The sequence below is a fragment of the Bradyrhizobium sp. CB1717 genome (genome assembly GCF_029714325.1).
Lineage (GTDB): Bacteria > Pseudomonadota > Alphaproteobacteria > Rhizobiales > Xanthobacteraceae > Bradyrhizobium.
Window position 1 is genome coordinate 5,921,787 of sequence record NZ_CP121666.1, and the last position, 24,079, is coordinate 5,945,865.

24 protein-coding genes are annotated in these 24,079 nt (G+C 65.6%); 11 read left to right on the forward strand and 13 right to left on the reverse strand.

What is annotated here, in order from left to right:
* Nucleotides 1–18 precede the first annotated feature (18 nt).
* The 7 genes from QA649_RS28290 to QA649_RS28320 form a co-directional block, all read right to left on the reverse strand.
* Complete coding sequence (locus QA649_RS28290) at nt 19–723, reverse strand: ABC transporter ATP-binding protein (protein WP_283020070.1); 705 nt, start codon at nt 721–723, stop codon at nt 19–21.
* Nucleotides 720–1,511, reverse strand: a complete 792-nt coding sequence (locus tag QA649_RS28295) for an ABC transporter ATP-binding protein (RefSeq protein ID WP_283020071.1) — start codon at nt 1,509–1,511, stop codon at nt 720–722. Before QA649_RS28295 ends, QA649_RS28290 begins: the two co-directional genes overlap by 4 nt.
* Complete coding sequence (locus QA649_RS28300) at nt 1,508–3,397, reverse strand: ABC transporter permease (RefSeq protein ID WP_283020072.1); 1,890 nt, start codon at nt 3,395–3,397, stop codon at nt 1,508–1,510. The genes QA649_RS28295 and QA649_RS28300 overlap by 4 nt, the downstream gene beginning before the upstream one ends.
* 70 nt (nt 3,398–3,467) lie before the next feature.
* Nucleotides 3,468–4,670, reverse strand: a complete 1,203-nt coding sequence (locus tag QA649_RS28305) for an ABC transporter substrate-binding protein (RefSeq protein ID WP_018645576.1) — start codon at nt 4,668–4,670, stop codon at nt 3,468–3,470.
* 79 nt (nt 4,671–4,749) lie between these two features.
* Entirely contained in the window at nt 4,750–5,334 is a 585-nt protein-coding gene (locus tag QA649_RS28310; protein WP_018645575.1) for an amino acid synthesis family protein, read from the reverse strand.
* A gap of 15 nt (nt 5,335–5,349) precedes the next feature.
* Nucleotides 5,350–6,246 carry a UPF0280 family protein gene (locus tag QA649_RS28315; RefSeq protein WP_283020073.1) on the reverse strand — a complete coding sequence of 299 codons (897 nt, stop codon included), beginning with the start codon at nt 6,244–6,246 and terminating at the stop codon, nt 5,350–5,352.
* Nucleotides 6,243–7,700: a 6-hydroxynicotinate reductase gene (locus tag QA649_RS28320; protein ID WP_283020074.1), complete on the reverse strand. Its 1,458-nt coding sequence runs from the start codon at nt 7,698–7,700 to the stop codon at nt 6,243–6,245. The genes QA649_RS28315 and QA649_RS28320 overlap by 4 nt, the downstream gene beginning before the upstream one ends.
* Before the next feature lie 251 nt (nt 7,701–7,951).
* Here QA649_RS28320 and QA649_RS28325 point away from each other — a divergent pair, with 251 nt between their 5' ends.
* On the forward strand, nt 7,952–8,434 hold the full coding sequence (locus tag QA649_RS28325; protein WP_283020075.1) for a (2Fe-2S)-binding protein: 483 nt from the start codon (nt 7,952–7,954) through the stop codon (nt 8,432–8,434).
* Nucleotides 8,434–11,958 carry a molybdopterin cofactor-binding domain-containing protein gene (locus tag QA649_RS28330; protein ID WP_283020076.1) on the forward strand — a complete coding sequence of 1,175 codons (3,525 nt, stop codon included), beginning with the start codon at nt 8,434–8,436 and terminating at the stop codon, nt 11,956–11,958. Before QA649_RS28325 ends, QA649_RS28330 begins: the two co-directional genes overlap by 1 nt.
* A 13-nt stretch (nt 11,959–11,971) precedes the next feature.
* On the opposite strand, the gene QA649_RS28335 is transcribed toward QA649_RS28330, so the two are convergent.
* Nucleotides 11,972–12,940 carry a catechol 2,3-dioxygenase gene (locus QA649_RS28335; RefSeq protein WP_283020077.1) on the reverse strand — a complete coding sequence of 323 codons (969 nt, stop codon included), beginning with the start codon at nt 12,938–12,940 and terminating at the stop codon, nt 11,972–11,974.
* A 445-nt stretch (nt 12,941–13,385) separates the two neighbouring features.
* Here QA649_RS28335 and QA649_RS28340 point away from each other — a divergent pair, with 445 nt between their 5' ends.
* The 3 genes from QA649_RS28340 to QA649_RS28350 all read left to right on the forward strand — a co-directional run bounded on the left by QA649_RS28340 (nt 13,386) and on the right by QA649_RS28350 (nt 16,436).
* Nucleotides 13,386–15,125: a DUF87 domain-containing protein gene (locus tag QA649_RS28340; RefSeq protein ID WP_026312405.1), complete on the forward strand. Its 1,740-nt coding sequence runs from the start codon at nt 13,386–13,388 to the stop codon at nt 15,123–15,125.
* Nucleotides 15,126–15,340: 215 nt separating this feature from the next.
* Entirely contained in the window at nt 15,341–15,922 is a 582-nt protein-coding gene (locus QA649_RS28345; RefSeq protein WP_283020078.1) for a peroxidase-related enzyme, read from the forward strand.
* A 10-nt stretch (nt 15,923–15,932) separates the two neighbouring features.
* Nucleotides 15,933–16,436, forward strand: coding sequence for an MgtC/SapB family protein (locus tag QA649_RS28350; RefSeq protein ID WP_283020079.1), 504 nt, complete (start codon nt 15,933–15,935; stop codon nt 16,434–16,436).
* Here the strand turns inward: QA649_RS28350 and QA649_RS28355 are convergent.
* The 3 genes from QA649_RS28355 to QA649_RS28365 all read right to left on the reverse strand — a co-directional run bounded on the left by QA649_RS28355 (nt 16,433) and on the right by QA649_RS28365 (nt 19,561).
* Nucleotides 16,433–18,982 carry an HAD-IC family P-type ATPase gene (locus QA649_RS28355; RefSeq protein ID WP_283020080.1) on the reverse strand — a complete coding sequence of 850 codons (2,550 nt, stop codon included), beginning with the start codon at nt 18,980–18,982 and terminating at the stop codon, nt 16,433–16,435. The genes QA649_RS28350 and QA649_RS28355 overlap by 4 nt on opposite strands.
* Nucleotides 18,979–19,146, reverse strand: a complete 168-nt coding sequence (locus tag QA649_RS28360; RefSeq protein ID WP_018645561.1) for a hypothetical protein — start codon at nt 19,144–19,146, stop codon at nt 18,979–18,981. The genes QA649_RS28355 and QA649_RS28360 overlap by 4 nt, the downstream gene beginning before the upstream one ends.
* Nucleotides 19,147–19,330: 184 nt before the next feature.
* The gene (locus QA649_RS28365) at nt 19,331–19,561 is read right to left on the reverse strand and encodes a hypothetical protein (protein ID WP_283020081.1); all 231 of its coding nucleotides are present in this window, start codon (nt 19,559–19,561) and stop codon (nt 19,331–19,333) included.
* Nucleotides 19,562–19,759: 198 nt separating this feature from the next.
* Between QA649_RS28365 and QA649_RS28370 the strand changes: the two genes are divergently transcribed.
* Nucleotides 19,760–19,963: a hypothetical protein gene (locus tag QA649_RS28370; RefSeq protein WP_283020082.1), complete on the forward strand. Its 204-nt coding sequence runs from the start codon at nt 19,760–19,762 to the stop codon at nt 19,961–19,963.
* A 38-nt stretch (nt 19,964–20,001) separates the two neighbouring features.
* On the opposite strand, the gene QA649_RS28375 is transcribed toward QA649_RS28370, so the two are convergent.
* Entirely contained in the window at nt 20,002–20,235 is a 234-nt protein-coding gene (locus tag QA649_RS28375) for a hypothetical protein (RefSeq protein ID WP_283020083.1), read from the reverse strand.
* Between the two features lie 183 nt (nt 20,236–20,418).
* Here QA649_RS28375 and QA649_RS28380 point away from each other — a divergent pair, with 183 nt between their 5' ends.
* Nucleotides 20,419–20,574 (forward strand): hypothetical protein, encoded by a 156-nt coding sequence (locus tag QA649_RS28380; protein ID WP_283020084.1) that lies wholly within the window; start codon nt 20,419–20,421, stop codon nt 20,572–20,574.
* 15 nt (nt 20,575–20,589) lie between these two features.
* Here the strand turns inward: QA649_RS28380 and QA649_RS28385 are convergent, their stop codons facing one another.
* A complete protein-coding gene (locus QA649_RS28385) occupies nt 20,590–21,219 on the reverse strand; it encodes a ParB-like protein (RefSeq protein ID WP_260384550.1) in 630 nt (209 codons plus the stop codon).
* A 315-nt stretch (nt 21,220–21,534) separates the two neighbouring features.
* Between QA649_RS28385 and QA649_RS28390 the strand changes: the two genes are divergently transcribed.
* From QA649_RS28390 to QA649_RS28405, 4 genes are all read left to right on the forward strand, one after another.
* Nucleotides 21,535–21,876, forward strand: a complete 342-nt coding sequence (locus QA649_RS28390) for a hypothetical protein (RefSeq protein WP_018645555.1) — start codon at nt 21,535–21,537, stop codon at nt 21,874–21,876.
* 213 nt (nt 21,877–22,089) lie between these two features.
* The gene (locus QA649_RS28395) at nt 22,090–22,377 is read left to right on the forward strand and encodes an acyl carrier protein (protein WP_007592476.1); all 288 of its coding nucleotides are present in this window, start codon (nt 22,090–22,092) and stop codon (nt 22,375–22,377) included.
* Between the two features lie 10 nt (nt 22,378–22,387).
* Nucleotides 22,388–22,858: a 3-hydroxyacyl-ACP dehydratase FabZ family protein gene (locus tag QA649_RS28400; RefSeq protein WP_283020085.1), complete on the forward strand. Its 471-nt coding sequence runs from the start codon at nt 22,388–22,390 to the stop codon at nt 22,856–22,858.
* Nucleotides 22,855–24,060 carry a beta-ketoacyl-ACP synthase gene (locus QA649_RS28405; protein ID WP_283020086.1) on the forward strand — a complete coding sequence of 402 codons (1,206 nt, stop codon included), beginning with the start codon at nt 22,855–22,857 and terminating at the stop codon, nt 24,058–24,060. The genes QA649_RS28400 and QA649_RS28405 overlap by 4 nt, the downstream gene beginning before the upstream one ends.
* The last annotated feature ends 19 nt before the right edge of the window (nt 24,061–24,079 follow it).

A 24,079-nucleotide genomic window follows, 5' to 3' on the forward strand; every position in this document is an offset into this window, starting at 1 on the left:
CCGCCCTTCCCCTTGCCTTCACAACGACAGATGCGCGTCGCGGATGTCCGGACGCGCATCGAGCTCGGCCATGGTGCCGCCGAAACAGATGCGGCCGCGCTCGATGATGTAGGCGCGATCGGAGATCAACCGCGCGAAGTGCAAATTCTGCTCGGAGACGACGATGCTGACGCCCTCCTTCTTCATGGTCAGGATGGCATCGACCATCTGCTCCACGATCTTCGGCGACAGGCCTTCCGACGGCTCGTCCAGCAGCACCAGCGACGGATTGCCCATCAGCGTGCGCGCGATGGTCAGCATCTGCTGCTCGCCGCCGCTCATGCGTCCGCCCGGGCGGTTCTTCATCTCGCCGAGATTTGGAAACAGCGCGAACAGTTTTTCGCGCGTCCAGTGCGGCGCATTGGGACGCTTCGGCTGCCGGCCGACTTCGAGGTTTTCCTCCACCGTCAGGTCGGTGAAGATGCGCCGCTCCTCCGGCACGTAGCCAAGGCCATCGCGCACGATCTCATGGGTCGGCTTCGCCGAGACGTCCTTGCCCTCGAACATGATGCGGCCGGAGCGCTGCGCGACAAGGCCCACGATCGAGCGGAACGTCGTCGACTTGCCGGCGCCGTTGCGGCCCAGCAGCGCTACCACCTCCCCCTCCCCGACCTCGAAGCCGATGTCGAACAGGATATGCGCCGGGCCATAATGGCTGTTGAGATCTTGCACCGTGAGCTTCATGCCGAGGTCCCCTCGCGGTGGCGGGAATCGTAGACGAGACCCTCGCCGAGATAGACCGCCTGCACCTGCGGATTGCCGCGCACCTCGGCCGGCGAGCCCTCGGCGATCAGCGTGCCGCGGTTGAGCACGATGATGCGGTCTGCATGCTCGAACACCACGTCCATGTCGTGCTCGGTGAAGAGCACGCCGATCGACTTCTCCCGCGCGATCTGCGCGGTCAGCCGCATCAGGTCGACGCGCTCGCGCGGCGCCATGCCGGCGGTTGGCTCGTCCATCAGGAGAAGCTTTGGCTCATTGGCGAGCGCGACCGCAAGCTCGAGCCGCTTGAGGTCGCCATAGGCGAGCTCGCCGCAGGGACGATCGGCGTAGCCGCCCATGCCGACCAGCTCGAGCAGCCGCCCGGCCTCGCCGCGGTCGAAATTCGGCGCCGAGCCGAAGAGATTGAACAGCTGCTTCCCGTGCGAGATCAGCGCGACCTGGACATTCTCGCGCACCGTCATGGTGGCGAAGGTCGCCGTGATCTGGAAGGTGCGGCCGACGCCCATCCGCCAGATCTCGCGCGGCTTCTTGCCGGTGGTCTCCTCGCCGAGCAGGCGGACGTGGCCGCTATCCGGCTTGTTCTGGCCGTTGAGCATGTCGAAGCAGGTGCTCTTGCCCGCACCGTTCGGACCGATCAGCGCCAGGATTTCGCCTGCGCGCAGTGAGAACGAGACGCCGCGCACGGCATGGATGCCGCCATAGGATTTGGTCAGGCCTTCGACCGCGAGAAGTGGGGGTGCAACGCTCATTCGGCGGACTCGATCGGCTTGGCAAGCAGAGGAGATCCCGGCGGCGATGACTTCCTGCGGCGCTGCGCCAGCATCTCCAGCATGCCGACGATGCCCTTGGGGAAGACGACGACGATCAGCACGATGAAGCCGCCGAGCACGAGTTTTGAGAGGTCGGTCTGGCTCACCAGCCAGATGTTCAGCGCCTTGTAGACGATGGCGCCGATCACCGCGCCCGACACCGTCTCGACGCCGCCGAGCAGCACCATGACCAGCGCATCGACGGAGAGCGAGATGCCGAGATTGTCAGGAAAGACGCTGCCCTTCAGGTACGCGAACAGGGCGCCGCCAATGCCGGCAGTGGTGCCCGCGATCACGAAGGCGGTCCACTGGATGCGCTTGGCATTGATGCCGATCGCCTCGCTGCGCAATAGCGAGTCGCGCGTCGCCCGGAGCGCATAGCCGAACGGCGAGAACACCATGACCCGCAGCACGATCGTGACGAGCGCGGCGACGCCGAGCGCCAGCCAGTAAAAATGCGATGGGCTCGCCGCCCACTTCTCGGGCCATACACCGAGAATGCCGTTGTCCCCGCCCGTGACGCTCACCCACTGGAACGCAATCGACCAGACGATCTGCGCGAAGGCAAGCGTCAGCATCGCAAAGTAGACGCCGGAGAGCTGCACGGCAAAGAAGCCGAATACGGCGGCGCCCATGCAGCCGAGCAGCGGCCCGAGCAGCAGGCACACGATCATCGGCAGCCCCGCCATCTTGGCAAGGAAGGCGATGCCATAGGCGCCGAGGCCGAAATAGGCGGCATGGCCGAACGAGGCGAGCCCGCCGACCGACATCAGGAAGTGCAAGGAGACGGCGAAGATCACGAAGATCGCGATCTCCGAGCCGACGGTCAGCGCGTAATTTCCGGCGAACAGCGGCAGCGTCGCCGCGATGACGAGCGCTGCCAGCGAGGCCAGCCGCTCGTTCGACGTCAGCGGCCGCCAGGGATTGACGGTGAGACCCGGCGTCTTGCGCGCGGCGGCCTCCGGCTTGCCGAACAGGCCCCAGGGTCGCACGATCAGCACCACCGCCATCACCAGGAAGACCAGGATGATGGAGATCTTCGGGAAGATCAGGATGCCGAAGGCGTTGAGCTCGGAGACCAGCACCGCCGCAACGAAGGCGCCGACGATGCTGCCGAGGCCGCCGATCACGACCACGACGAAGACCTCGACGATGATGCGCAGGTCCATCGCATGATGCACGGCATCGCGCGGGATCTGGAGCGCGCCGCCGAGGGCGGCGAGGAAGACGCCGACCGCGAACACTGATGTGAACAGCCATTTCTGATTGACGCCGAGCGCTGCGACCATGTCGCGGTCCTGCGTCGCCGCGCGCACCAGCACGCCCCACCGCGTGCGCTGGAACAAGAGCCAGAGAATGCCGAGCACGACCGGGCCGAGCACGATCAGGAACAGATCGTAGCTCGGGATGTTCTGGCCGAAGAAATCGATCGCGCCCTTGAAGCCCGGCGCGCGGCGGCCGACGAGATCGTCGGGACCCCAGACCAGCACGACGAGATCCTCGACCATCAAGGTCAGGCCGAAGGTCGCGAGCAGCTGGAACAATTCGGGCGCATGATAGATGCGGCGCAGCAGCACCATCTCGACCAGCACGCCGATCAGCGCCACCGCCAGCGCGGCCAGCACGATGCTCCCCCAGAAGCCGAACGCGCCCGACAGGCGCTCCGTCAGCGTGAAGGCGATGTAGGCGCCGATCATGTAGAACGCGCCGTGCGCGAAATTCACGATCCGGGTCACGCCGAAGATGATCGACAGGCCCGACGCCACCAGGAACAGCGACGCTGCGCTGGCGAGACCGGTCAAAAACTGTACGACGTAAAAGGCCATCTTCGGTCCGGGTTAGGTTTGAAGTCACCTCTCCCCGCGAAGAGCGGGGAGAGGGAGAGATAGAAAACGATCAATCCTTCGGCCGCAGCTTCTCGACTTCGGCGTCGCTGGGCAGATAGTCCGCGCCCTTCTTGTAGGACGAATCCACCATCACGCCCTTGCCGTCCTTCAGCGCGGTCTTGCCGACATAGGCGCCGAGCGTCGACTGGTGATCGATCTTGCGGAAGGTGATCTCGCCGAAGGGCGAGCCCATCGACAGACCTTCAGCCGCGGCAATCAGCTTCTCCGGATCGGTCGAGCCGGCCTTCGCGAGAATGGCGGCGGCCGACTTGATGGTCTGATAGCCGACGATCGAGCCGAGGCGCGGATAGTCGTTGTACTTGGCCTGGTAGGCCTTCAGGAACGCATCATGCTCGGGCGTCTTGATCGAGTACCAGGGATAGCCGGTGACGATCCAGCCCTCGGGCGTCTCGTCCTTGAGCGGATCGAGATATTCCGGCTCGCCGGTCAGAAACGACACCACCTCGCGCCCCTTGAACAGGCCGCGGGTGTTGCCTTCGCGCACGAGCTTGACGAGGTCGGCGCCGAAGGTGACGTTGAGGATCGCCTCCGGATTGGCCGCGGCAACCGCCTGCACCACCGGGCCCGCATCGATCTTGCCCTGCGGCGGCCACTGCTCGTCGACCCACTGGATGTCCGGGCGCTTCTCCGACATCAGCTTCTTGAACACGGCAACCGCCGACTGGCCGTACTCGTAGTTCGGCGCGATCGTCGCCCAGCGTTTTGCGGGCAGCTTGGCGGCAGCCTCCACCAGCATCGCGGCCTGCATGTAGTTGGAGGGACGCAGACGGAACGTGTACTTGTTGCCCTTGGACCAGGTGACGGCATCCGTCAGCGGCTCGGCCGCGAGGAAGAACACTTTCTTCTGGTTGGCGAAGTCGCTGACCGCGAGGCCGATGTTCGACAGGAACGTGCCGGTCAGCATTGCAACGCCTTCGCTGGAGACGAGCTCGTTGGCCGCGGTCTGCGCATCGGCCGGCTTGCCGCCGTCGTCCTTGGAGATGACGACCAGCTTCTTGCCGTTGATGCCGCCGGCCGCGTTGATCTCCTCGACCGCGAGCTGCCAGCCCTTGCGATAGGGCTCGGTGAACGCCGGCAACAGCGAATAGCTGTTGATCTCGCCGATCTTGATGTCCTGTGCCACGGCCGAATGGGCCATGCCGCCGGCCAGTAGCGCGAAGGCCGCGCCGACGAAGTAATTTCTTGCTCGCATCCCAACCTCCAGTTTTGAACTCTCTACGTCTTCAGCGTGATCTTGTCGGGGAAGCTGTGCCCGCCTCCCCGGTTCAAACCTATCTCAGACCGTCTTCGCCCTTGACTTCCGCAACCGTCAGTCCGCCGACGCGTGGCAGCGGACGGCCGCTGTCGGTGACGGCGACCGCGACCATGATCTCGTTGGCGCGCGGCGCGTCGTTGATCTGCACCTCCATGCCGTCGAAATGGCTGCGCACGAAGGCGGCGTCCTTGTGCCCGAGCGGAATATCGAGGGTCGTGCCCGGCCCGCTGCGCTTCTTCGACGACGGGATCAGCGCCGCGCCCTTGCCCAGAACCTTACGCACCGGCGCGCCCATCTTGGGGTGAAGGATGGCGGCGGCATGCTCGAGCTCGCCGTTCTCGCCGACCGCTGCGGCCTTGCCATAGCTTTGAGCCTTCGCGCCTTCGATGCCAAGCGCCGCCACCGCGCGCTTCGACAGGAGCTCGCCGAGCTCCTCGCCGATCGCGATCAGCGGCGAGAGATCCTCGACATATTTTCCGGCAAAGGGATTTTCGATCACGGCGATCGCGGCGGCACGCCGGGTCGGCGGCGAGACCTGGCGGCCCATCTCCATCTGCGTCTCTTCGACGACGGTGACGATCTTGCGGATGATCGCGCTCATGTTTCGCTTCCCCGTTCAGGCATCGACCGCGTTCTCCAGCACAAGCGGGCGCGTTCGTTGCTCTTCTATATCCTTGGTTCCGATGACAAGCATATCACCACAAAGCCGCAGCACGGCATCCTCGATCAATCCGCGATCGAACAATTGCCGTGCACATTCCGCGCCAGATTCCAGCGCGGCTGCGATCTCGTTGTGAGACAATTCGCCGACATCGCGGGTCACGAGACGCTCGCCGAGATCGCTGTCGGGCTGAAGCTCGCTCGCAGGCTTGCGGACGATGGCGGGATGCCCGGGCAGATCGACGGCATTGGCGATGACCGTCGCGGCCGCATCGGCCTGCGACGCTGTCGCCGCGAGCACCGTCACCGCGTCGGCGATCCCGAGCGAAAAGCTGCGGCCGTGGCGTCCGCTGGTCGCGATCCCGCGCACGGGATCATTCGCATCGACCCTCATGGTCCGCATCACGCCGTCGCGGTCCGGCCGGTCCATCAGGCCGACGGCAAAATGCTCGCCCTTGCCGAGATGCAGCGCGATGTCGCCGCCATTGTTGACATAGGCCCGATCGAGCGTCGCGGCGCCAAGCATCGCGCCCAGAATCTCCTCCGCCACGCTGCCTGCGACCGCGGCCATGGGCGTGATGAAGCAACCGGAGGCATAAGGCGCGACGGCGGCGTGCATGCGGCGCGCGACAACGCCCTTCAGCAAGCTTTTCTCCTCGGCGGCCGCCCGCAGCGCCGGCAGTTCCGCACAGAGCTCGTCGAGCAGTCCGGTGAACCGCTGCGCCGCAGCTTCATAGGCCGCGCGCACCTCGTCCGCGCGTCCCCTCGCCTCGACGATCAGATCAATCGGTCCATCCTGCAAATGCAGCCGCCGGCCATCAGACAGCAATGCGATTTGCGGGAGCCGTGTCATGCCCGAGGCCCCGGAATCGGATTCTGCCAAGGCAGCTGGCGAACATCCTCGCCGCTCTGCACTTCCGAGAGCGGCTTCACGTAATCCATGTGCCCGCCGAGCGCGGCATAATCCGACAGCTTCATCGTGAACTCGATCGGCGCGACCAGCGCCGGCGTCGGCACGTAGCCGAATGCGCCCGCCGGCATCTGCGTCACATCGACCATGTAGGTGATGCCGCCGCCCGGCCAGACGTAAACAGGCGCGCCGCCGCTGGTGACGCGCGTCAGCGCGTCCTTCACCGAGCGCGTCAGCCGCACCGGATTGTCGGTGACACCGGCGCGCAGCGAGCCGCCGGCACCGGCCATGAACAACACCGTGCACAATGCCGGTTCGCAATTCTCCTGGATGCGCTCGACCGAGAATTTCAGATCGGCCGGCATCTCGGTCTCAACCGGATTCAAGGCCTCGTCGAGCACGTAATAGGACGAATGCTCGCCGGTTGTGGAGACCATCAACATGGTCAGCCCGGCCTTGGCCTCCTTCTTGTCGAAGGGCCCGAGGATCGCAAGCGGATCGGAAATGTTGGTGCCGCCCCAGCCCGTGCCGGGATCGGCCACCTGGAAGTAGCGGCCGGGCGTCGAGCGGCGCCCCTTCATCTTGATGCCGGTGTCGGCGATGTCGAGCAGCTTGCCGGCCTGGTGCTCCGAGAGCACACCGGTGATGTGGTCATCGACCACGACGACCTCGTCGACCTTGCCGTGCCATTGCTTGGCGAACATGCCGATCGTCGCCGAGCCGCAGCCGACGCGCATGCGCTCTTCCTTCACACCGTTGACGATCGGCGGCTGGCCGGCCTGCACCACCACCGTGGCGCCGCCGTCGATGGTGAGCTCGACCGCCTTGCAATTGGCGAGGTCCATCAGCGTGTCGCAGGTGACTCGGCCCTCCTTCTTGGAGCCGCCGGTCAGGTGATGCACGCCGCCGAGCGACAGCATCTGCGAGCCGTATTCGCTGGTGGTGACGTGACCGACCGCCTCGCCCTGCGCGCGCACGGTCGCAGTCTCCGGGCCGAGATAGCGGTCGGTGTCGATCTTCACCTTGATGCCGCAATAGGAGAAGATGCCCTCGGTGACCACGGTCACCATGTCGACGCCGTCGACCTCCGCGGAGACGATGAACGGCGCCGGCTTGTAGTCGGGATAGGTCGTGCCAGCGCCGATCGCGGTGACGAAGGTCGAGGGTTCGTGGACGATCTTGCCGTCCCAGTCTTCCGTGCGGCTGAACGGAACGAGCTTTCCGCCATGCGAGACGGTGCGCTCCAGGATCACGTGCGGATCGACGCGGACGAGCTTGCCATCGTGGTTGGCATAGCGGTCGCAGGCGCCCGCCGCGCCCGGCTTGATGTAGCACATTACCGGACAGGCATCGCAGCGGATCTTGTCGGTGGCAGCGCTCGTTGTTTCCATCACCATGTCAGGCCAGCGGAGACGTCGTTATCATTCGTATACGAACGATGTTGCGCGTGGTCCCCTAGGCCTGTCAAGCGGCGGTGCAGCGCAAAAGATATAGCTGCCGCATAAAACCTCATTTGCCTATCGGTTCTGTCCACAAAGAAGGCACTCGCGCTGCAGTGCGGCATGCACGGCTTGCACGTTTGTGTACAAACGGTATCGTCGCGACGTAGAATTTTTGCGACTGCATGGTCTTGGACTTGGGAACAGGGATGACGCAGACACCGATCCGCCTCACCGTGAACGGCAGGATCCACGAGGTCGCTGCAGAGCGCCAGACGCCGCTGCTCTATGTGCTGCGCAACGATCTCGCGCTCAACGGCCCGAAATATGGTTGCGGCCTCGGCGAATGCGGCACCTGTACTGTCCTGATCGACGGCGCCGCGGCGCGTTCCTGCGTGATTCCGATCGGCGGCTGCGCCGGCCGCGACATCGTGACGCTCGAAGGCCTCGGCACGCGCGACAAGCCTGATGTCGTGCAGCAGGCCTTCATCGACGAGCAGGCCGCGCAATGCGGCTACTGCCTCAACGGCATGATCATGACCACCAAGGCGCTGCTCGCGCAGAACCCCCGTCCGACCGAGCAGGAGGCGCTGGCTGCGCTGCGCTACAATCTCTGCCGCTGCGGCACGCATGTCGAAATCCTGCGCGCCGTGATGCGCGCATCAGGTCAGCTCACCGAGGCCGCAGATTGATGGCCTCCCCTGTTTCGAACGGAGCTGGGCGCCCATCGGGTTCGCTCGTCGTCGCCCGCAGCGTGGACGAGGTTACATCCGAGACCTTCGTCCGCATCACCGCGGACGGTTCGGTCACGGCCTATAACGGCCATGTCGATCTCGGCACCGGCATCCGCACTGCGCTGGGCCAGATCGTGGCCGAAGAGCTCGACGTCTCCTTTGCGCGCGTCGTCGTCGTGCTCGGCGACACGGCCGTGGTGCCAAACCAGGGCGCGACGATCGCCAGCGAGACCATCCAGATCACCGCCGTCCCCCTGCGCAAGGCCGCAGCGCAGGCGCGGCACTTCTTGATCGCACGCGCGGCCGAACGGCTGGAGCTGCCGCCCGCCGACCTCAAGATCGAGGACGGCCTCGTGCGCGGACATGACAACCGCAGCGTCAGCTATGGCGAACTGATCGCCGGCGAAGAGATCCGGCTCGAGCTCGAAGACGACGTCGCTGTGAAGCCTGTCGGCGATTACGCCATCGTCGGCCACTCCGTCCCGCGTGTCGACGTGCCGGCCAAGGCCACGGGCGAATTGACCTTCGTCCACGACATCCGCGTACCGGGCATGCTGCACGGCCGCGTGGTGCGCCCGCCCTATGCCGGCGTCGATGCCGGGCCGTTCGTCGGCACCAGCCTGCTTGCGGTCGACCAAGCCTCGGTGCGCCACATTCCCGGCATCGTCGCCGTCGTCCACATCGGCGATTTCGTCGGTGTCGTTGCCGAGCGCGAAGAGAATGCGATTCGCGCCGCCGAGCAGCTCAAGCTGAGCTGGAAGCCGACGCCCTCCCTCACCGATCTCGCCGATGTCGAGACCGCGCTGCGCGCCAATCCCTCGACGCCGCGCACGCTGATCGACAAGGGCAACGTCGATGCTGCCATTGCCGGCGCGGCCAAGCCGATGCAGCGCACTTACGTCTGGCCGTATCAGATGCACGCCTCGATCGGCCCGTCCTGCGCGGTCGCCGATTTTCAGGACGGCAATATCCGCGTCTGGTCCGGCACGCAGAACCCGCATGTCCTGCGCAGCGATCTCGCGCTGCTGATCGAGCGTCCCGAGAGCGAGATCGAGGTCGTCAGGCTGGAGGCTGCCGGCTGCTACGGCCGCAATTGCGCCGATGACGTCACCGCCGACGCGCTGCTGCTGTCGCGCGCGGTCGGCCGCCCCGTCCGCGTGCAATTGACGCGCGAGCAGGAGCATGCCTGGGAGCCCAAGGGCACCGCGCAACTCATCGACGTCAATGGCGGCCTCGACGCCGACGGCGGCATCGCCGCCTACGACCTCGCCACGCGCTATCCCTCGAACGCCGCCCCGACGCTCGCGCTCCTGCTCACCGGTCGCATCTCGCCCGATCCCGCCGTGCTCCAGATGGGCGACCGCACCGCGATCCCGCCTTACGACTACGACCACATGCGCGTCGTCGCCCACGACATGGCGCCGATCGTGCGCGCCTCCTGGTTTCGGGGCGTCTCGGCGCTGCCGAACACCTTTGCGCATGAATCCTATATCGACGAGGCCGCGGCCGAGGCCGGCGTCGATCCGATTGAATATCGCCTGCGCTATCTGAGGGACCAGCGCGCCGTCGAACTGGTCAATGCGGTGGCCGAGCGCGCCGGCTGGACGCCGCGGCCGGTTCGCGAGGAGAAGGATGGCGAGGTCGTGCACGGGCGCGGTTTTGCCTACGCGCTCTACGTCCACAGCAAGTTTCCCGGCTATGGCGCGGCGTGGTCGGCCTGGGTCACAGACGTCGCGGTGAACAAGGCCACCGGCGACGTCAGCGTCACGCGCGTCGTCGCCGGGCAGGATTCCGGCCTGATGATCAATCCGGACGGCGTCCGCCACCAGATCCACGGCAACGTCATCCAGTCCGCCAGCCGTGCGCTGATGGAGGAGGTCTCGTTCGAGCGCGGCGCGGTGGCGGCGCGCGAATGGGGCGCCTATCCGATCATCCCCTTCCCCGACGTGCCCAAGATCGACGTGCTCCTGCTGCCGCGGCAGGACCAGCCGCCGCTCGGCGTCGGCGAGTCCGCCTCGGTGGCGAGCGCGGCGGCGATTGCGAACGCGATTTTCGATGCCACCGGCGTGCGCTTTCGCGAGCCGCCATTCACGCCGGAGCGCATTCTGAAGGGGCTGTACGGGGAGGCATCGCCCGTGCCGCAATCGCTGCCCGCGCCCGCAGCCCCGCGACCGTTCCGCATCTGGGAAAGTCCATTCGCCAAGCGCGCCGGGATCTTCGCGACGATTGCGGCCGTCTGCACCGCCGCGATCGGAATCGGCGCCGCGCTTCTGCCCGGGCGCGCCATTGCGCCGATCGCGCGGCCCGATGCATCGGTCTATACCACCGCGACGATCGCGCGCGGCCAAGAGCTCGCAGCGCTCGGCAATTGCGCGGAGTGCCACACCAGCCTCAGCGGCGCGCCAAACGCCGGCGGCCGCGCGCTGGAGACGCCTTTCGGCACGATTTATTCAACCAACATCACGCCCGATGTCGAGACCGGCATCGGCGCCTGGTCCTATCCCGCCTTCGAGCGCGCGATGCGCGACGGCCTGCATCGCGACGGCCGCCAGCTCTACCCCGCCTTCCCCTACACGCATTTTGCGAAGACCAGCGACGCCGATATGCAGGCGCTCTACGCCTATCTGATGGCCCAGCCCGCGGTGCGCGCGACAGCGCCCGCCAACACGCTCGCCTTCCCGTTCAATCTCCGTCCGCTGCTTGCAGGCTGGAATGCGCTGTTCCATCAGACGCAGGAGTTCAAGCCCGATCCCGCCAAGTCCGAGCAATGGAATCGCGGCGCCTATCTCGTCGAAGGTCTCGGCCATTGCAGCGGCTGCCATTCACCGCGCAACGCGCTCGGCGCCGAGCAGCGCAAGGCCTATCTTGCCGGCGGCTTTGCCGAGGGCTGGGAAGCGCCGCCGCTGACCTCGCTCTCGCACGCGCCGATCCCGTGGAGCGAGGACGAGCTCTACGCTTATTTGCGCACCGGCCATTCACGCTATCACGGCGTCGCCGCCGGCCCGATGGCGCCGATCGTGAGGGACCTCAAGGCCCTGCCCGACGAGGACATCCGTGCGATGGCGGTCTATCTCAACTCGTTCAACGACACCGCGACCGAGACGCCGGACGCGCTTGCAGCACGGCTGGAAAGCGCGACGCAGGTCACCGTCGCCTCCTCCTCCGGCGCGCGCCTCTATCAAGGCGCCTGCGCCGTGTGCCACGAGGTCGGCGGCCTGCCGCTGTTCGGCAGCCGTCCCTCGCTCGCGCTCAACAGCAATCTGCACAGCACGACATCGGACAATCTCGTGCAGGTGATCCTGCACGGCATCACTGAACCGGTCTCGAGCGATCTCGGCTACATGCCGGCGTTCAGGAACAGCATGAGCGACGCACAGCTCGAGGAGCTCGTCACCTTCCTGCGCCGGCAGTTCGCGCCGGACAAGCCGGCCTGGACCGGCGTGCGCGAGACGATCGCGAGGGTGCGGGCGTCTGCGCATTAAGAGAAGCGCGCAATCAGGCGTGCTTCTTCACCTCCACCGGCGGCGTTCCGTGGGTGTGGAAGGACTCGATCGTCTTCAATCCCCAGGCCTGGCCCTTCTTGCGCTCCTCTTCCGTCCACACGATCGGCTTCCAGTCGGGCGCGAGGATCAGGCGCGCGCCGGCATTGGCGACCTCCACGCGGTTGCCGCCGGGCTCGTAGACATAGAGGAAGAAGGTCTGCTGGATCGCGTGCTTGTGCGGGCCGGTCTCGATGTGGATGCCGTTCTCAAGGAAAATATCCGCAGCGCGAAGAATCTCCTCGCGGCTGTCGAGCGCATAGGTGACGTGGTGGAAGCGGCCGGGTGTGCCGGAATGGTCGAGCGAATAGGCGAAGTCGTAGCTCTTGTTCGACATGGTCAGCCACATCGCCGCCTCGCGGCCATCGTTGAGCACGATCTGCTCGGTGAGGCGGCAGCCGAGATAGTTTTCGAAGAACTCGCGGTTCGCCTTGATGTCGACGGCGAGGCAGTTGAGGTGATCGAGGCGGCGGACATTGACGCCGCGCGCGGGAAAGCGCTGCGCCTGGTTCTTCAGCGCGGGCTTCAGCTCCGGCGGCGCCTGATACCATTCGGTCTCGTAATAGAGCTCGACGATGTGGCCGTCGGGGTCGCGGCAGCGGAACGTCGGCCCCTGCCCCATGTCGCCGTCGATCCAACCGATGTCGAAGCCGGATCCTTTCAGCGCCGCAACACGGCGCTCCAGCGCCTGCTGGCTGCGCGCGCGCAGCGCCATGTGCTCCATGCCTGACGTCTTTGACGCCGTGAGCTTGAGCGAATAGCGCTCGTAATCGTCCCAGCCGCGCAGATAGACGGACTCACCCTTCTGCCCGCTGACGGTCATGCCCATCACGTCGACGAAGAATTTCAGGCTCTCGTCGGGCTTCGGCGTCAGCAATTCCATGTGGCCGAGATGGGCGAGATCGAGAATCGGTTCGGGCTGCATGATTTCCTCCAGGGCTTGTCCAGTAAGGCGTGGCTGCGTTCCGCCTGACCGACGGCGCGATTGAGACGCGGGACATAACGACAGGCGTCTCTGCACGGCGCCGAACGTTTTCATTTGTACTAATGTACAAATGATTAGGTCCCGTCAACAAATCAACCACCATCCCCCCGCCGTAAACGGGGCCCCGTGCGTCCGGCAGGCGTCGCGCGAACGAAGGCGGCCTGCCCGAATGGTAAAATCTTCCTTAAGGTCGCCTCGCCTCCGGCCGCCGGGAAATGCAGCGTTTTCTCGGCGATTTCGTCCATAAAGATGCATTTGCAACAAAGCTTCCGACCGAATTACCGCGGATTTGACGGAGCGGGCGCGCCCGGCGTTTAACCGTTTGTCCAGCGACGCCCGCGCATAGTCTGGAACAAATTCCTCGCTCTTGCCGGGTTCATTCATCGTGACATCCTTTGGACGCGTGATTTCGGTACGTGGGTCGCTCGCCCGGGTCGGGCTTCTGGCGGCCAGCCAAATGCCGATCTCGGAGGTCCGGGCCACCGTCGGCCGCTTCGTCAGCATTCGCTGCGCCAGCTCGGTCATCGTCGCGATGATCACCGAGGTCTCCTGCGAGAACCTGTCGAGCACGGACAATTACATCGCCATCGCCTCGGTCGACCTGCTCGGCGAAATCCTCAACGCCGCCGACAAGGCCAAATTCCAGCGCGGCGTCACCAATTATCCGACCATCGGCGATGCGGTCGACCTGATCACCAGCCAGGAGCTGCGCACGATCTACGCGCCGACCGGATCGGACCAGATCAATGTCGGCTTCCTGCAGCAGGACCGCTCCGTCGTCGCCTATGTCGACGTCGAGGAAATGCTGTCCAAGCATTTTGCCGTGCTGGGCTCGACCGGCGTCGGCAAATCGACCGGCGTCTCGCTGCTGCTCAACGAGATCCTGAAGGCGCGGCCGAACCTGCGCATCTTCCTGCTCGACGTCCACAACGAATATGGCCGCTGCTTCGGCGACCGCGCGCTGGTGCTGAACCCGCGGAACCTGAAGCTGCCGTTCTGGCTGTTCAATTTCGAGGAAATCGTCGACGTGCTGTTCGGCGGCCGCGCCGGCGTGCCCGAGGAGCTCGACGTCCTTGCGGAAGTGATCCCGCTCGCCAAAGGCATCTACACTCAGTATCAAAACTCCGATCGCCTCGGCCTGAAGCGCATCGATCCCAAGCAGATCGGCTTCACCGTCGACACGCCGGTGCCGTACCGCCTGGTCGACCTGATCTCGCTGATCGACGAGCGCATGGGCAAGCTGGAAAACCGCTCCTCGCGCATCATCTACCACAAGCTGATCTCGCGCATCGACGCCGTGCGCAACGATCCGCGCTACGCCTTCATGTTCGACAACGCCAATGTCGGCGGCGACACCATGGCCGAGGTGATCAGCCATCTGTTCCGCCTGCCCGCCAACGGCAAGCCGATGACGGTGATGCAGCTCGCCGGCTTCCCGGCCGAGGTCATCGACTCCGTCGTGTCTGTTCTTTGCCGCATGGCGTTCGATTTCGGCCTGTGGAGCGACGGCGTCTCCCCGATGCTGTTCGTCTGCGAGGAAGCGCACCGTTACGCCTCCGCCGACCGCAACGTCGGCTTCGGCCCGACCCGCAAGGCGGTGTCGCGCATCGCCAAGGAAGGCCGCAAATACGGCGTCTATCTCGGCCTCATCACGCAGCGCCCCGCGGAGCTCGACGCCACCATTATCTCCCAGTGCAACACGCTGTTCACGATGCGTCTTGCCAACGACCGCGACCAGGCGCTGCTGCGCGCCGCGGTGTCGGATGCGGCCGCGAACCTCCTGTCCTTCGTGCCCTCGCTCGGCACCCGCGAGGTGCTGGCGTTCGGCGAAGGCGTCGCGCTGCCGACCCGTCTGCGCTTCAAGGAGGTGCCGCCGCACCAATTGCCGCGCGGCGAAGCCACCATCAGCAGCGTTCCCTCCCTCACCTCCGGCCACGACATGCATTTCGTCGGCGCGGTGCTGGAGCGCTGGCGCGGCGCCACCTCGCAGCGCGACGTGCCGAACGATCCGGTGTTCTCGGCTCCGCCCACGAAGACGATGTCCAGCCTCGAAGCCCCGATGCTGCAGCCCTCGATGGGACTCGATCCCGATCGCTTCTCGCTGCTGAAGAAGCCGCTGCGGTAAGGCCACGCTTTATCCACACCGTCATTGCGAGCGCAGCGAAGCAATCCAGAGTCTTTCCGCGGAGGGAGTCTGGATTGCTTCGCTGCGCTCGCAATGACGGCGGATGGAGCGTCGTCCGTAACTCGCACTTTCGTCGCGACGAACGCGGCCGGCCAGATTGAGCCCGCCGCCCGCATCGACTATGGTCGCCGGCCTGAAAGCCGGAAACCATGCACATGACAAAAACCGCCGCGCAACGCTTCCCCGCTCCCGCTCTCGACACGCTCCCCGAGGACATCCGCACCCGCCTCCTCGCCGTGCAGGAAAAGAGCGGCTTCGTGCCGAACGTGTTCCTCACTTTGGCCTACCGCCCCGACGAGTTCCGCGCCTTCTTCGCCTATCACGACGCGTTGATGGAGAAGGACGGCGGCCTGACCAAAGCCGAGCGCGAGATGATCGTGGTGGCGACGTCCGCCGCCAACCAGTGCCAGTATTGCGTGATCGCGCATGGCGCGATCCTGCGCATCCGCGCCAAGAATCCGCTGATCGCCGACCAGGTCGCGGTGAACTACCGCAAGGCCGACATCACGCCGCGCCAGAAGGCGATGCTCGATTTCGCGATGAAGGTCTCCGCCGATGCGCAGCGCGTCTCGGAGGAGGATTTCGCCGCGCTCGCCCCGCATGGCTTTAGCGACGACGACATCTGGGACATCGCCGCGATCTCCTCCTTCTTCGCGCTGTCCAACCGGCTGGCGAACTTCACGGGCATGCGGCCGAACGAGGAGTTCTATCTGATGGGACGCCTGCCGAAGAAATGACAGAAGGGCATTGACCGTGCTGGACTGGCCCGAGATCCTTTTGCGCCTCGGCGTCGCCACGCTCGCCGGCTGCGCCATCGGCCTCAATCGTGACCTGCACGGCAAGCCGATCGGGCTGAAGACGCTCGGCATCGTCGGGCTGTCGACCGCGACCGTCGTGTTGCTGGCCGTGCAGTTCGCCGAGGCCGGCAAGATCACCGATGCGGCGAGCCGCGTCATCCAGGGCATCCTCACCGGCATCGGCTTCCTCGGTGCCGGCGTCATCGTCCACGAAAGCGAGAGGTTTCGCGTCCGCGGCCTGACCAGTGCCGCCTGCACCTTCCTCGCCGCCTGCCTCGGCATCGCCTGCGGCGTCGGCGAGTGGCCGATCGTCGGCACGGCGCTGACGCTGGCCTTCCTGATCCTCACCGTCGGCAACCGCACCGAGCACTGGCTGCACCGAATGCTCGGTGGCAGGCACGAGACGCATGAAACCGATGCGCCGCCGAAGCCGGGCCCTCCGGGTGTGAACTAGAATCGCAGCCGCCGCGTCCACAACGGCTTCAGCGCTTCGAGCAGCGTCAGCAGCAAGAGTCCCGCGCCGAGCGTGATCATGAGATCATCGGCATGCAGCGGACCGAAGCGGAACAGGCTGGAGGCCGGCGGCCAGAGCAGCGCGGCGGCGAGAATGGCGGCGACGCCTGCGAAGATCCAGGCCAGCGCGGGATTGGGCCGGAAGAAGGCCGACACGAACGAGGCGCTGAAGGACCGGTTGACGAGGACCAGCGCGACGAAGCAGACCACGAGGGTCACGAAGGCGAGTGACCTCGCCTCGTCGGCGGCAAGGCCGGAGCGAAGCGCGCCGACGAATATGGCGGCCGTCAGGGCGAAGGCGAGCGCGCCCTGCAGAACACTCCAGCCGACCAGGGCCCACGAGAACAGCTCGGCATCGGCCCGCCTTGGCGGACGCGTCATCGCATCGCGCTCGTCACGCTCGGCCTCGAACACCAGCGAGCACACGGGGTCGATGATCAGCTCCAGAAACGCAATGTGCACCGGACTGAAGATCAGCGGCAGCCCGAACACCAGCGGCAGCAGCGCAAGTCCGGCGATCGGGACATGTACGGCGAAGATGAAGGCCATCGCCTTGCGCAGATTGTCATAGATGCGGCGTCCGAGGCGAATGGCCGAGACGATCGAGCCGAAATCGTCGTCGAGCAGCACGATCGACGATGCCTCTCGCGCGACGTCGGTGCCGCGCCCACCCATCGCGATGCCGATGTGGGCGGCCTTGAGCGATGGCGCGTCATTGACGCCGTCGCCGGTCATCGCCACGATCTCGCCATTGGCCTTCATCGCCTGGACGATGCGCAGCTTCTGTTCCGGAAGGACCCGCGCGAACACGCTCACATGCCTGACGCGCCGTGCAAGCTCCGGATTATCGGCCAGTCCGACCTGATCGCCGGTCATGACGTCCTGGACGTCGAGGCCGGCCTGGTTCGCAATGGCAACGGCCGTTGCCGGATAATCGCCCGTGATCATGACGACGCGAATCCCGGCCGCACGGCATTCGCGAACCGCCTCCGGGACATGGGGTCGCAGCGGATCGGCAAGCCCGACCAGGCCGACAAATCGAAACGCGAACGCCTGCTGTGACTGCGGGAGTGAGCTGTCATCGCAGACGGCAACGGCGACACCCAACACCCGAAGCCCGTCCTTCGCCATCGCGCTGGCGGCATCCCTGACCTGCTCCTGGTCGGCATCGTTCAGCCTGCACAGGCGCGCGACCGCCTCGGGCGCACCTTTGGCGCACGCGACGAGATCCGCCCGGCCGGCTATCCACCAGACCTGGGTCATGGCCAGCAGCTCTGGGCGCAGACCGTAGGTGCGCAGCAGCGTCCGCTCACCATCCATGGCATCGCCGTCCTGCAAGGCCTCATGCGCGAACAGGTGCAGCGCCTTCTCCATCGGATCGAACGGTTCCGGCGAGCTCGCCAGGGCGCCGCAGCGTGCCAGCTCGACAAATTCCGGCCTGGCGCGATCTTCTCCGGCCGCGGGGCGCATCCGCGCCCCATCGGGCAGCCGCAATTCTGCGACGGACATGCGGTTCTGCGTCAGTGTTCCGGTCTTGTCGGTGCACAGGACGGTCGCAGACCCCAGGACCTCGATGGCGGCGGCGCGTCGCGTCAGCACGCGGGCTTGCGAGATCCGCCACGCTCCCATCGCCATGAAGACCGTGAGCACGACGCCGAATTCCTCCGGCAGCATCGACATGCCGATGGCGATGCCTGCAAGCAACGCCTGCAGCCAGTCCCCGCGCAAGACGCCGTAGAGCACGACGGCGGCGAGGCTGACCATTGCGCCGCCAAGGAAGCAGAGCCGCACCAGCCTTGCGGTCTGTTGCTGCAGCCGGGGCGGCTCGGCCTGCAAGCCGCGCAGCGACAGTCCGATCTTTCCGATCTCGCTGCGCGGGCCGGTCGCCTCGACGAGCGCCAGCCCCTCACCACGCACGACGAGCGAGCCGGAATACACGAAGGGCTGATCCTCGCCGCCGGGCCGGTGATCGGTTGTTGCGATCCGGTCCGCGGCCTGCTTGTGAACCGGCACGGACTCGCCCGTCAGCAGGGACTCGTCGATCTGCAGATCGCGTGCCTCCACGAGCGCGGCATCGGCGGGAACCCGATCGCCTTCGCCGAGGACGAGGAGATCGCCGCGCACGACCTCACGGCCGGGGATTCGCCGGCGCGTGCCGTCCCGCACCACGAGTGCCCGCGGGCTTGTCAGGTCGCGCAGGGCGTCCAGCACGCGCTCGGTCCGGGTCTCCTGCACCACCGTGATCACGATGGACATCGCACCGAAGGCCAGCAGGATCAGCGCTTCCTTGAGATCGCCGAGCACGAGGTAGATCAGCCCGCCGCCAAGCAGCAGCAGGAGCATCGGCTCGCGCAGCACCTCCACGACGATGCGCAAGGGGCTGCGCCGCTCGGGCCGCGGCAACTCGTTGGCGCCGTCCTGTTTCAGCCGCGCCGTCGCCTCGGCCTCGCTCAGTCCGGCCGGTCGCGCCTTCGTCTTGCCGCTCACGTCTTCCGCCGCAGGCTCCAGAGACTCCCGGCGAGCAGAACGACGGTCACGAGCAGAATGGCGACGAAAGTCTGGATGATGGTGAAGTTGAGCGCGTCCCGCGCGACGAACAGCGCGGTGATGGCTCCGGCGAGAACGAACAGAATGCGAAGGATCAGGCTCATGGCGGCGTCTCCAGGTCGGCATGATCCGGAGTCCACTTGCCTCCGCGGGAGCGCAACGCTGGTTCGGCAGTCATGCAAGCAGACCTTACCGGCTGGAGGCGGCGCCTCCTTGCGATACGTCAAGATCGCGTGCGCCGCCCTGCCGCAGGTGCGAAGCGGCCACGCCCCTGCCGACACCGCACGCCTAAGATTCGTCGACCTCGAGCGTGATCGACACCTTCAGGAACGGCGCGCCCTCCTCGCGAACGTCGACGACGACGTGCCGGGCGCTGCCCGAGACGAAGGCGTCACGGGCGACGGAAGCGCCGGTCATGAGCGCCTCCTTGCGAGCGTCGTTCTCGCTCGCAAGATCCTGCCCGTCCTCGTCGGGAAATACCCGGCCGTTCTCGTGGATGTCGAAATGGAAGCGCGGCATCGGGCTCCCTCGGGGCGTTGGCGACTGCTGAGGGCAACTGCCGTCGAAACCCGCCAGTTCCTAAAGTTTGCGCTCATCGAGCACCGTACCACGCCCGATGCAACTCGACCGGGCGCCCGCGGTCGGTCGGCAGCTTCAACAAAAGTTAAGGACAGCGCTCGCGCGGCCATGGTTGTTTTTGCAACGGAAAGGCAATTCATGACCAAGAAACGCAACCGAACGCGACCGGCCCGCTCGCTCCAGGAGCGCCTGGACAAATTCACGCGGGACGCCCGCGCCGCCGCGAGCAAGCTTCCGGCCGGTGCCGAGCGCCACGCGCTGCTGCAAAAGGCGCGCGACGGCGAAGCTGCCGCGGAATTCGAACGGCTACTCTCTTCAACCGGCCCGCAAGATCCGAAGTGATCGCGCCGCTTCGCGGTGTGCCGCAAACCGCCGGGCCGCTATTGCTTCGCCATCAGGTCGAGTGCCGGGGCAAAGCGCTCGGCAAATGTCAGCGTCTTGGCGTGATGAACTGCGGCGAACGAGGCCGAGATCCCTGCTGAGGCGACGGCGAGCAAGGCAATTGCGAAGAACATACGGCGCATTTCTGCCTCCTGTGTGAGCTCGATACCGGGATAGTTGGGACGGCTCTGTTTCAGGACGGTTTCGTCGGCGCGGAAAATGACTTCACTCAACAGGGTGTGATGAGAGCCGGCTTATCGGGCCGCATGCCGTAACCAACTAACAAGTGTCGCCGTAGTTTTACAGCGGGCGTGAGCGGAACCGGGAATTTTGCACCCGAGATCACGATCGTGAATCGCAAGGCCGCCGCGACAGGCAGCACTTGCTGGAATGCGGAATCGTCGAGGACTACTCAAATGAAAGTCGTCATTCAGAGGCTCAATGGTCTGTGGCACCTCATCATCGGATCGTGCCGGATCCGAACGCCCTTCCTGGCAACCCAGGACCGGGCGCTGGTCGTCACCTACGCGCGGCGCGCCTATCCCGGCGCCAAGATCTTCCAGCGCGACTGATGTGAGCGGTTGCGCTCAATCATCGTCTGCCGGCCCGCACCAGCCGGGCAGATAGACCGCATCCTTGCTCTTGGCCGCGGACAGCGCCTTCTCCAGTGCGCTGTCGAAGTTCGCGTCGACCGCCTTGCGCGACACTTTTCGGCGCAGGAAGTCCGCCCACAGGAACTCCGAGAACGGCGTGGTGTCCTTGGCGAAGCCGCCCATGCGGCGGAGCTCGCCGGCAAGGCTGCGGAAGGGATCGTCCTTGAGATCGGCGACCGATTTCGGCAGATCGCGGAACGACCGCCGCTCGCCCTTGGCGTCGTAGGGATAGACCCAGCGCTTGTTATCCATCACCCCCCAGAACGCCTCGCGCTCGACCATGCGGAGATCGCCGACCACGGTCACCAGCACCTCCTTGATGCCCTCGTCGTGCAGTGCGCGGCCGAGATGATGATGGTCGATCACGTAATAGCGCTCGTCAGGTCCGTGCACGACGGGGATCATATGGGTGCCGAGCAGGTCGGCCTGCTTCTTCTTGCCGTGCTCGCGCCAGCGCTTGCGCTTCTCCTTGACCTCGCGCATGCCGACCGTCATCTGCGTCGGCCGAAGCGACAGGATCGGCACCGGATGCACTCTCGGTTCGCGCGCGTTGGTCGTGGTCATGGTCGAAAGCCCCTCGCATGGATGCAGCCGGTGGGTCCGGTTCCCCTGATTACCATGGGCTCTGCAGCGGCAAAATGCGTTCGGGGCGGACGTGGAGATCACAAGACGATGTTCACCGGGACCGCGCAACGCGCGCGTCGTAACGCTTGTTGCAACGCAACCCGTACGCCCTGACGCCAGCGTGACGGCCGGCGCCGCGCGCGTTCACGAAAGATAGTGCAATAGCGCAACGCACGTTTGCGTTGAGAAGATTTTCTGCAACGCTTTCATCACGTGTGCTATCTAAAAATCGCTGCTTCGGAGTGACCCCGCACCATGAAAACCCAGCGGCCCATAAGCTCGGATGACGAGCATCGGGTGCTCCAGTTCAGGCCGCGCACCTCGCCCAGCCCGGCGGTCCACCGGGGCAACGGCAGCGTGCAGCCGCTGCGGGTCACGCCCGAGCCGCTCGACCTGTCCCGGTACGAGCGGCCCCGCGCCGAGCCCGACGATTTCCGCCACCGCATGCTCGCCAATATCGCCGCGCTCGCCTTCACCATCGCGCTGACCGCAATCGGGATCTGGCTCGCCGTGAGCATCGCCGACCTGCGCCGGACCCAGGATTGCGTGCTGATGGGCCGCCGCGACTGCGCCAAGATCACCACGCCGCACATCTAGGCCCCGCCGCCGGCCGGAGGCCCTGCCACCGGCGTCCCCAATCCTGTCCCTTAGGCCCTGTCCGGCTCCATTGAACTCAGGGCGGCGCTCCGATATACGGGCTTTCGACCCGGCCAGAGGGGGGTTTGAGGGCGTCATCAGGGGCGCGATGCCCTCCCATCGCGCCACTCTGGAAAATCTGACAAATATCCGCAATATATCAAAGGCTTAGTGATGTCTTCCACATTCGATCAGGTCGCCACGATCATCGCTGAAACCTGCGACATCCCGCGCGACACGATCACGCCGGATAGCCATGCCATCGATGACCTCGGCATCGACAGCCTCGATTTCCTCGATATCGCCTTCGCGATCGACAAGCAGTTCGGCATCAAGCTGCCGCTGGAAAAGTGGACCCAGGAGGTCAACGACGGCAAGGCGACCACCGAACAATATTTCGTGCTGAAGAATCTGTGCGCGCGCATCGACGAGCTGGTTGCCGCCAAGGGCGCGAGCGCCTAATCGGGCGGTCATGCAACTCGAATACTTCCACATGATCGATCGCATCGTCGACCTCAACGTCGACGAGAAGAAGATCGTCGTCGAAGCCCAGGTTCCGAAGGAAAGCACCGTCTTCGAGGGGCACTTTCCGGGCTATCCCTTGATGCCCGGCGTGCTCCTGATCGAATCGATGGCGCAGGCCTCGGGCTGGCTTCAGCTCGGCGTGTTCAAGTTCGAGCGCATGCCGATCCTGGCCGCCGTGAAGGAAGGCAAGGTCCGCGGCTCGGTGTTCCCCGGCGATCTCATGAGCATCGAGGCGAACCTCACCTACGAGGGTTCGGGCTATGCCATGACCGAAGCCAAGATCAGGGTCGGCGGCAAGCTGCGCGCCAATTCGGCGCTCACCTTCACGCTGATCCCCTTCCCCAACGCGGATATGCGCGGGTACATGGCGAAAGTCGCCGAGCGCGTCGGCTTTCCGCAACAGGCCGTATCGCCATGACTGACACCGCTTCGAAGCCCGGCCAGACGGAAGTCTGGATCACCGGCATTGGCCTTGCCACCTCGCTCGGCGAAGGCCTGGACGCCAACTGGGCCGCGCTCCAGGAAAAGCGCATCAATGTCGACGAGAAGGGCTTTGCGCCCTACGTCGTGCATCCCCTGATGCCTGTGACCTTCGACAGCCAGATTCCGAAGAAGGGCGACCAGCGCCAGATGGAAGCCTGGCAGCGCATCGGCACCTATGCGGCCGGCCTCGCGCTCGATTCCGCCGGAATCAAGGGCAACAAGGATATCCTGTCGAAGATCGACATGGTGGTCGCCGCCGGCGGCGGCGAGCGCGACATCAACGTCGACAGCGGCATTCTCACCGCCGAGGCCAAGGGCGCCAACGCGCCCGGATTCCTCAACGAGCGGCTGATGAGTGATCTCAGGCCGACGCTGTTCCTGGCCCAGCTCTCCAACCTGCTCGCCGGCAACATCGCCATCGTGCACGGCCTTGGCGGCACCTCGCGCACCTTCATGGGCGAAGAGGTCGCCGGCGCCGACGCCGCACGAATCGCGCTTGCGCGTATCGCCTCGGGTGAGAGCGACATTGCCCTCGTCGGCGGCTCGCACAATGGCGAGCGCAAGGACTTGCTCGTCCTCTACGAATTCGGCGACTTCAACCTCAAGGACAAGTTCGCCCCCGTCTGGGCGCGCAAGGACCACGCCGGCTTCGCGCTCGGCTCGGCCGGCGCGTTCCTGGTGCTTGAATCAAAGGCCCACGCCGAAGCGCGCGGCGCAAAGCCCTATGCAAAGCTGTCGAGCGTCGTTGCCGATCTCGCGCGCCGCAAGCAGCCGGGCGACATGGCTGCAACACTGGAGAAGCTGTGGGCCAAGCTGCCGAAGCGCGACGGCAAGGGCGCCATCATCACCGGAGCGACCGGTGCGGAGCCCGCAACTTCGGAAGAGCGCGGCTTCCTGAAGAGCCATGCCGACTTTCCGGTGCGCTCGACCGGCACGGTGTTCGGCCACGCCATGGAAACGCAATTCCCGCTCGGAATTGCGCTCGCGGCGCTGTCGATCTCGCGTGGCGCGCTGTTCCCGCCGAACGATTCGACCGGAACCGAGATTGAAATGCAGGGGGCGCCCACCCAGATCGTGGTGGTGGGGGCCGGACACTGGCGCGGCGAAGGCATGGCGCTGGTCGAGGCTGTCGGCTGAAGCGCGTTGCGCTTCGGCT

Bases quoted from the DNA above. Each gene is read 5' to 3' on its own strand.
- QA649_RS28300 (WP_283020072.1), bottom strand. From the start codon at position 3,397: ATGGCCTTTTACGTCGTACAGTTTTTGACCGGTCTCGCCAGCGCAGCG.
- QA649_RS28330 (WP_283020076.1), top strand. From the start codon at position 8,434: ATGGCCTCCCCTGTTTCGAACGGAGCTGGGCGCCCATCGGGTTCGCTC.
- QA649_RS28360 (WP_018645561.1), bottom strand. From the start codon at position 19,146: ATGAGCCTGATCCTTCGCATTCTGTTCGTTCTCGCCGGAGCCATCACC.
- QA649_RS28320 (WP_283020074.1), bottom strand. From the start codon at position 7,700: ATGGTGATGGAAACAACGAGCGCTGCCACCGACAAGATCCGCTGCGAT.
- QA649_RS28295 (WP_283020071.1), bottom strand. From the start codon at position 1,511: ATGAGCGTTGCACCCCCACTTCTCGCGGTCGAAGGCCTGACCAAATCC.
- QA649_RS28385 (WP_260384550.1), bottom strand. From the start codon at position 21,219: ATGACCACGACCAACGCGCGCGAACCGAGAGTGCATCCGGTGCCGATC.
- QA649_RS28315 (WP_283020073.1), bottom strand. From the start codon at position 6,246: ATGACACGGCTCCCGCAAATCGCATTGCTGTCTGATGGCCGGCGGCTG.
- QA649_RS28370 (WP_283020082.1), top strand. From the start codon at position 19,760: ATGACCAAGAAACGCAACCGAACGCGACCGGCCCGCTCGCTCCAGGAG.
- QA649_RS28310 (WP_018645575.1), bottom strand. From the start codon at position 5,334: ATGAGCGCGATCATCCGCAAGATCGTCACCGTCGTCGAAGAGACGCAG.
- QA649_RS28400 (WP_283020085.1), top strand. From the start codon at position 22,388: ATGCAACTCGAATACTTCCACATGATCGATCGCATCGTCGACCTCAAC.
- QA649_RS28290 (WP_283020070.1), bottom strand. From the start codon at position 723: ATGAAGCTCACGGTGCAAGATCTCAACAGCCATTATGGCCCGGCGCAT.
- QA649_RS28395 (WP_007592476.1), top strand. From the start codon at position 22,090: ATGTCTTCCACATTCGATCAGGTCGCCACGATCATCGCTGAAACCTGC.
- QA649_RS28305 (WP_018645576.1), bottom strand. From the start codon at position 4,670: ATGCGAGCAAGAAATTACTTCGTCGGCGCGGCCTTCGCGCTACTGGCC.
- QA649_RS28405 (WP_283020086.1), top strand. From the start codon at position 22,855: ATGACTGACACCGCTTCGAAGCCCGGCCAGACGGAAGTCTGGATCACC.
- QA649_RS28380 (WP_283020084.1), top strand. From the start codon at position 20,419: ATGAAAGTCGTCATTCAGAGGCTCAATGGTCTGTGGCACCTCATCATC.
- QA649_RS28335 (WP_283020077.1), bottom strand. From the start codon at position 12,940: ATGCAGCCCGAACCGATTCTCGATCTCGCCCATCTCGGCCACATGGAA.
- QA649_RS28365 (WP_283020081.1), bottom strand. From the start codon at position 19,561: ATGCCGCGCTTCCATTTCGACATCCACGAGAACGGCCGGGTATTTCCC.
- QA649_RS28345 (WP_283020078.1), top strand. From the start codon at position 15,341: ATGACAAAAACCGCCGCGCAACGCTTCCCCGCTCCCGCTCTCGACACG.
- QA649_RS28325 (WP_283020075.1), top strand. From the start codon at position 7,952: ATGACGCAGACACCGATCCGCCTCACCGTGAACGGCAGGATCCACGAG.
- QA649_RS28390 (WP_018645555.1), top strand. From the start codon at position 21,535: ATGAAAACCCAGCGGCCCATAAGCTCGGATGACGAGCATCGGGTGCTC.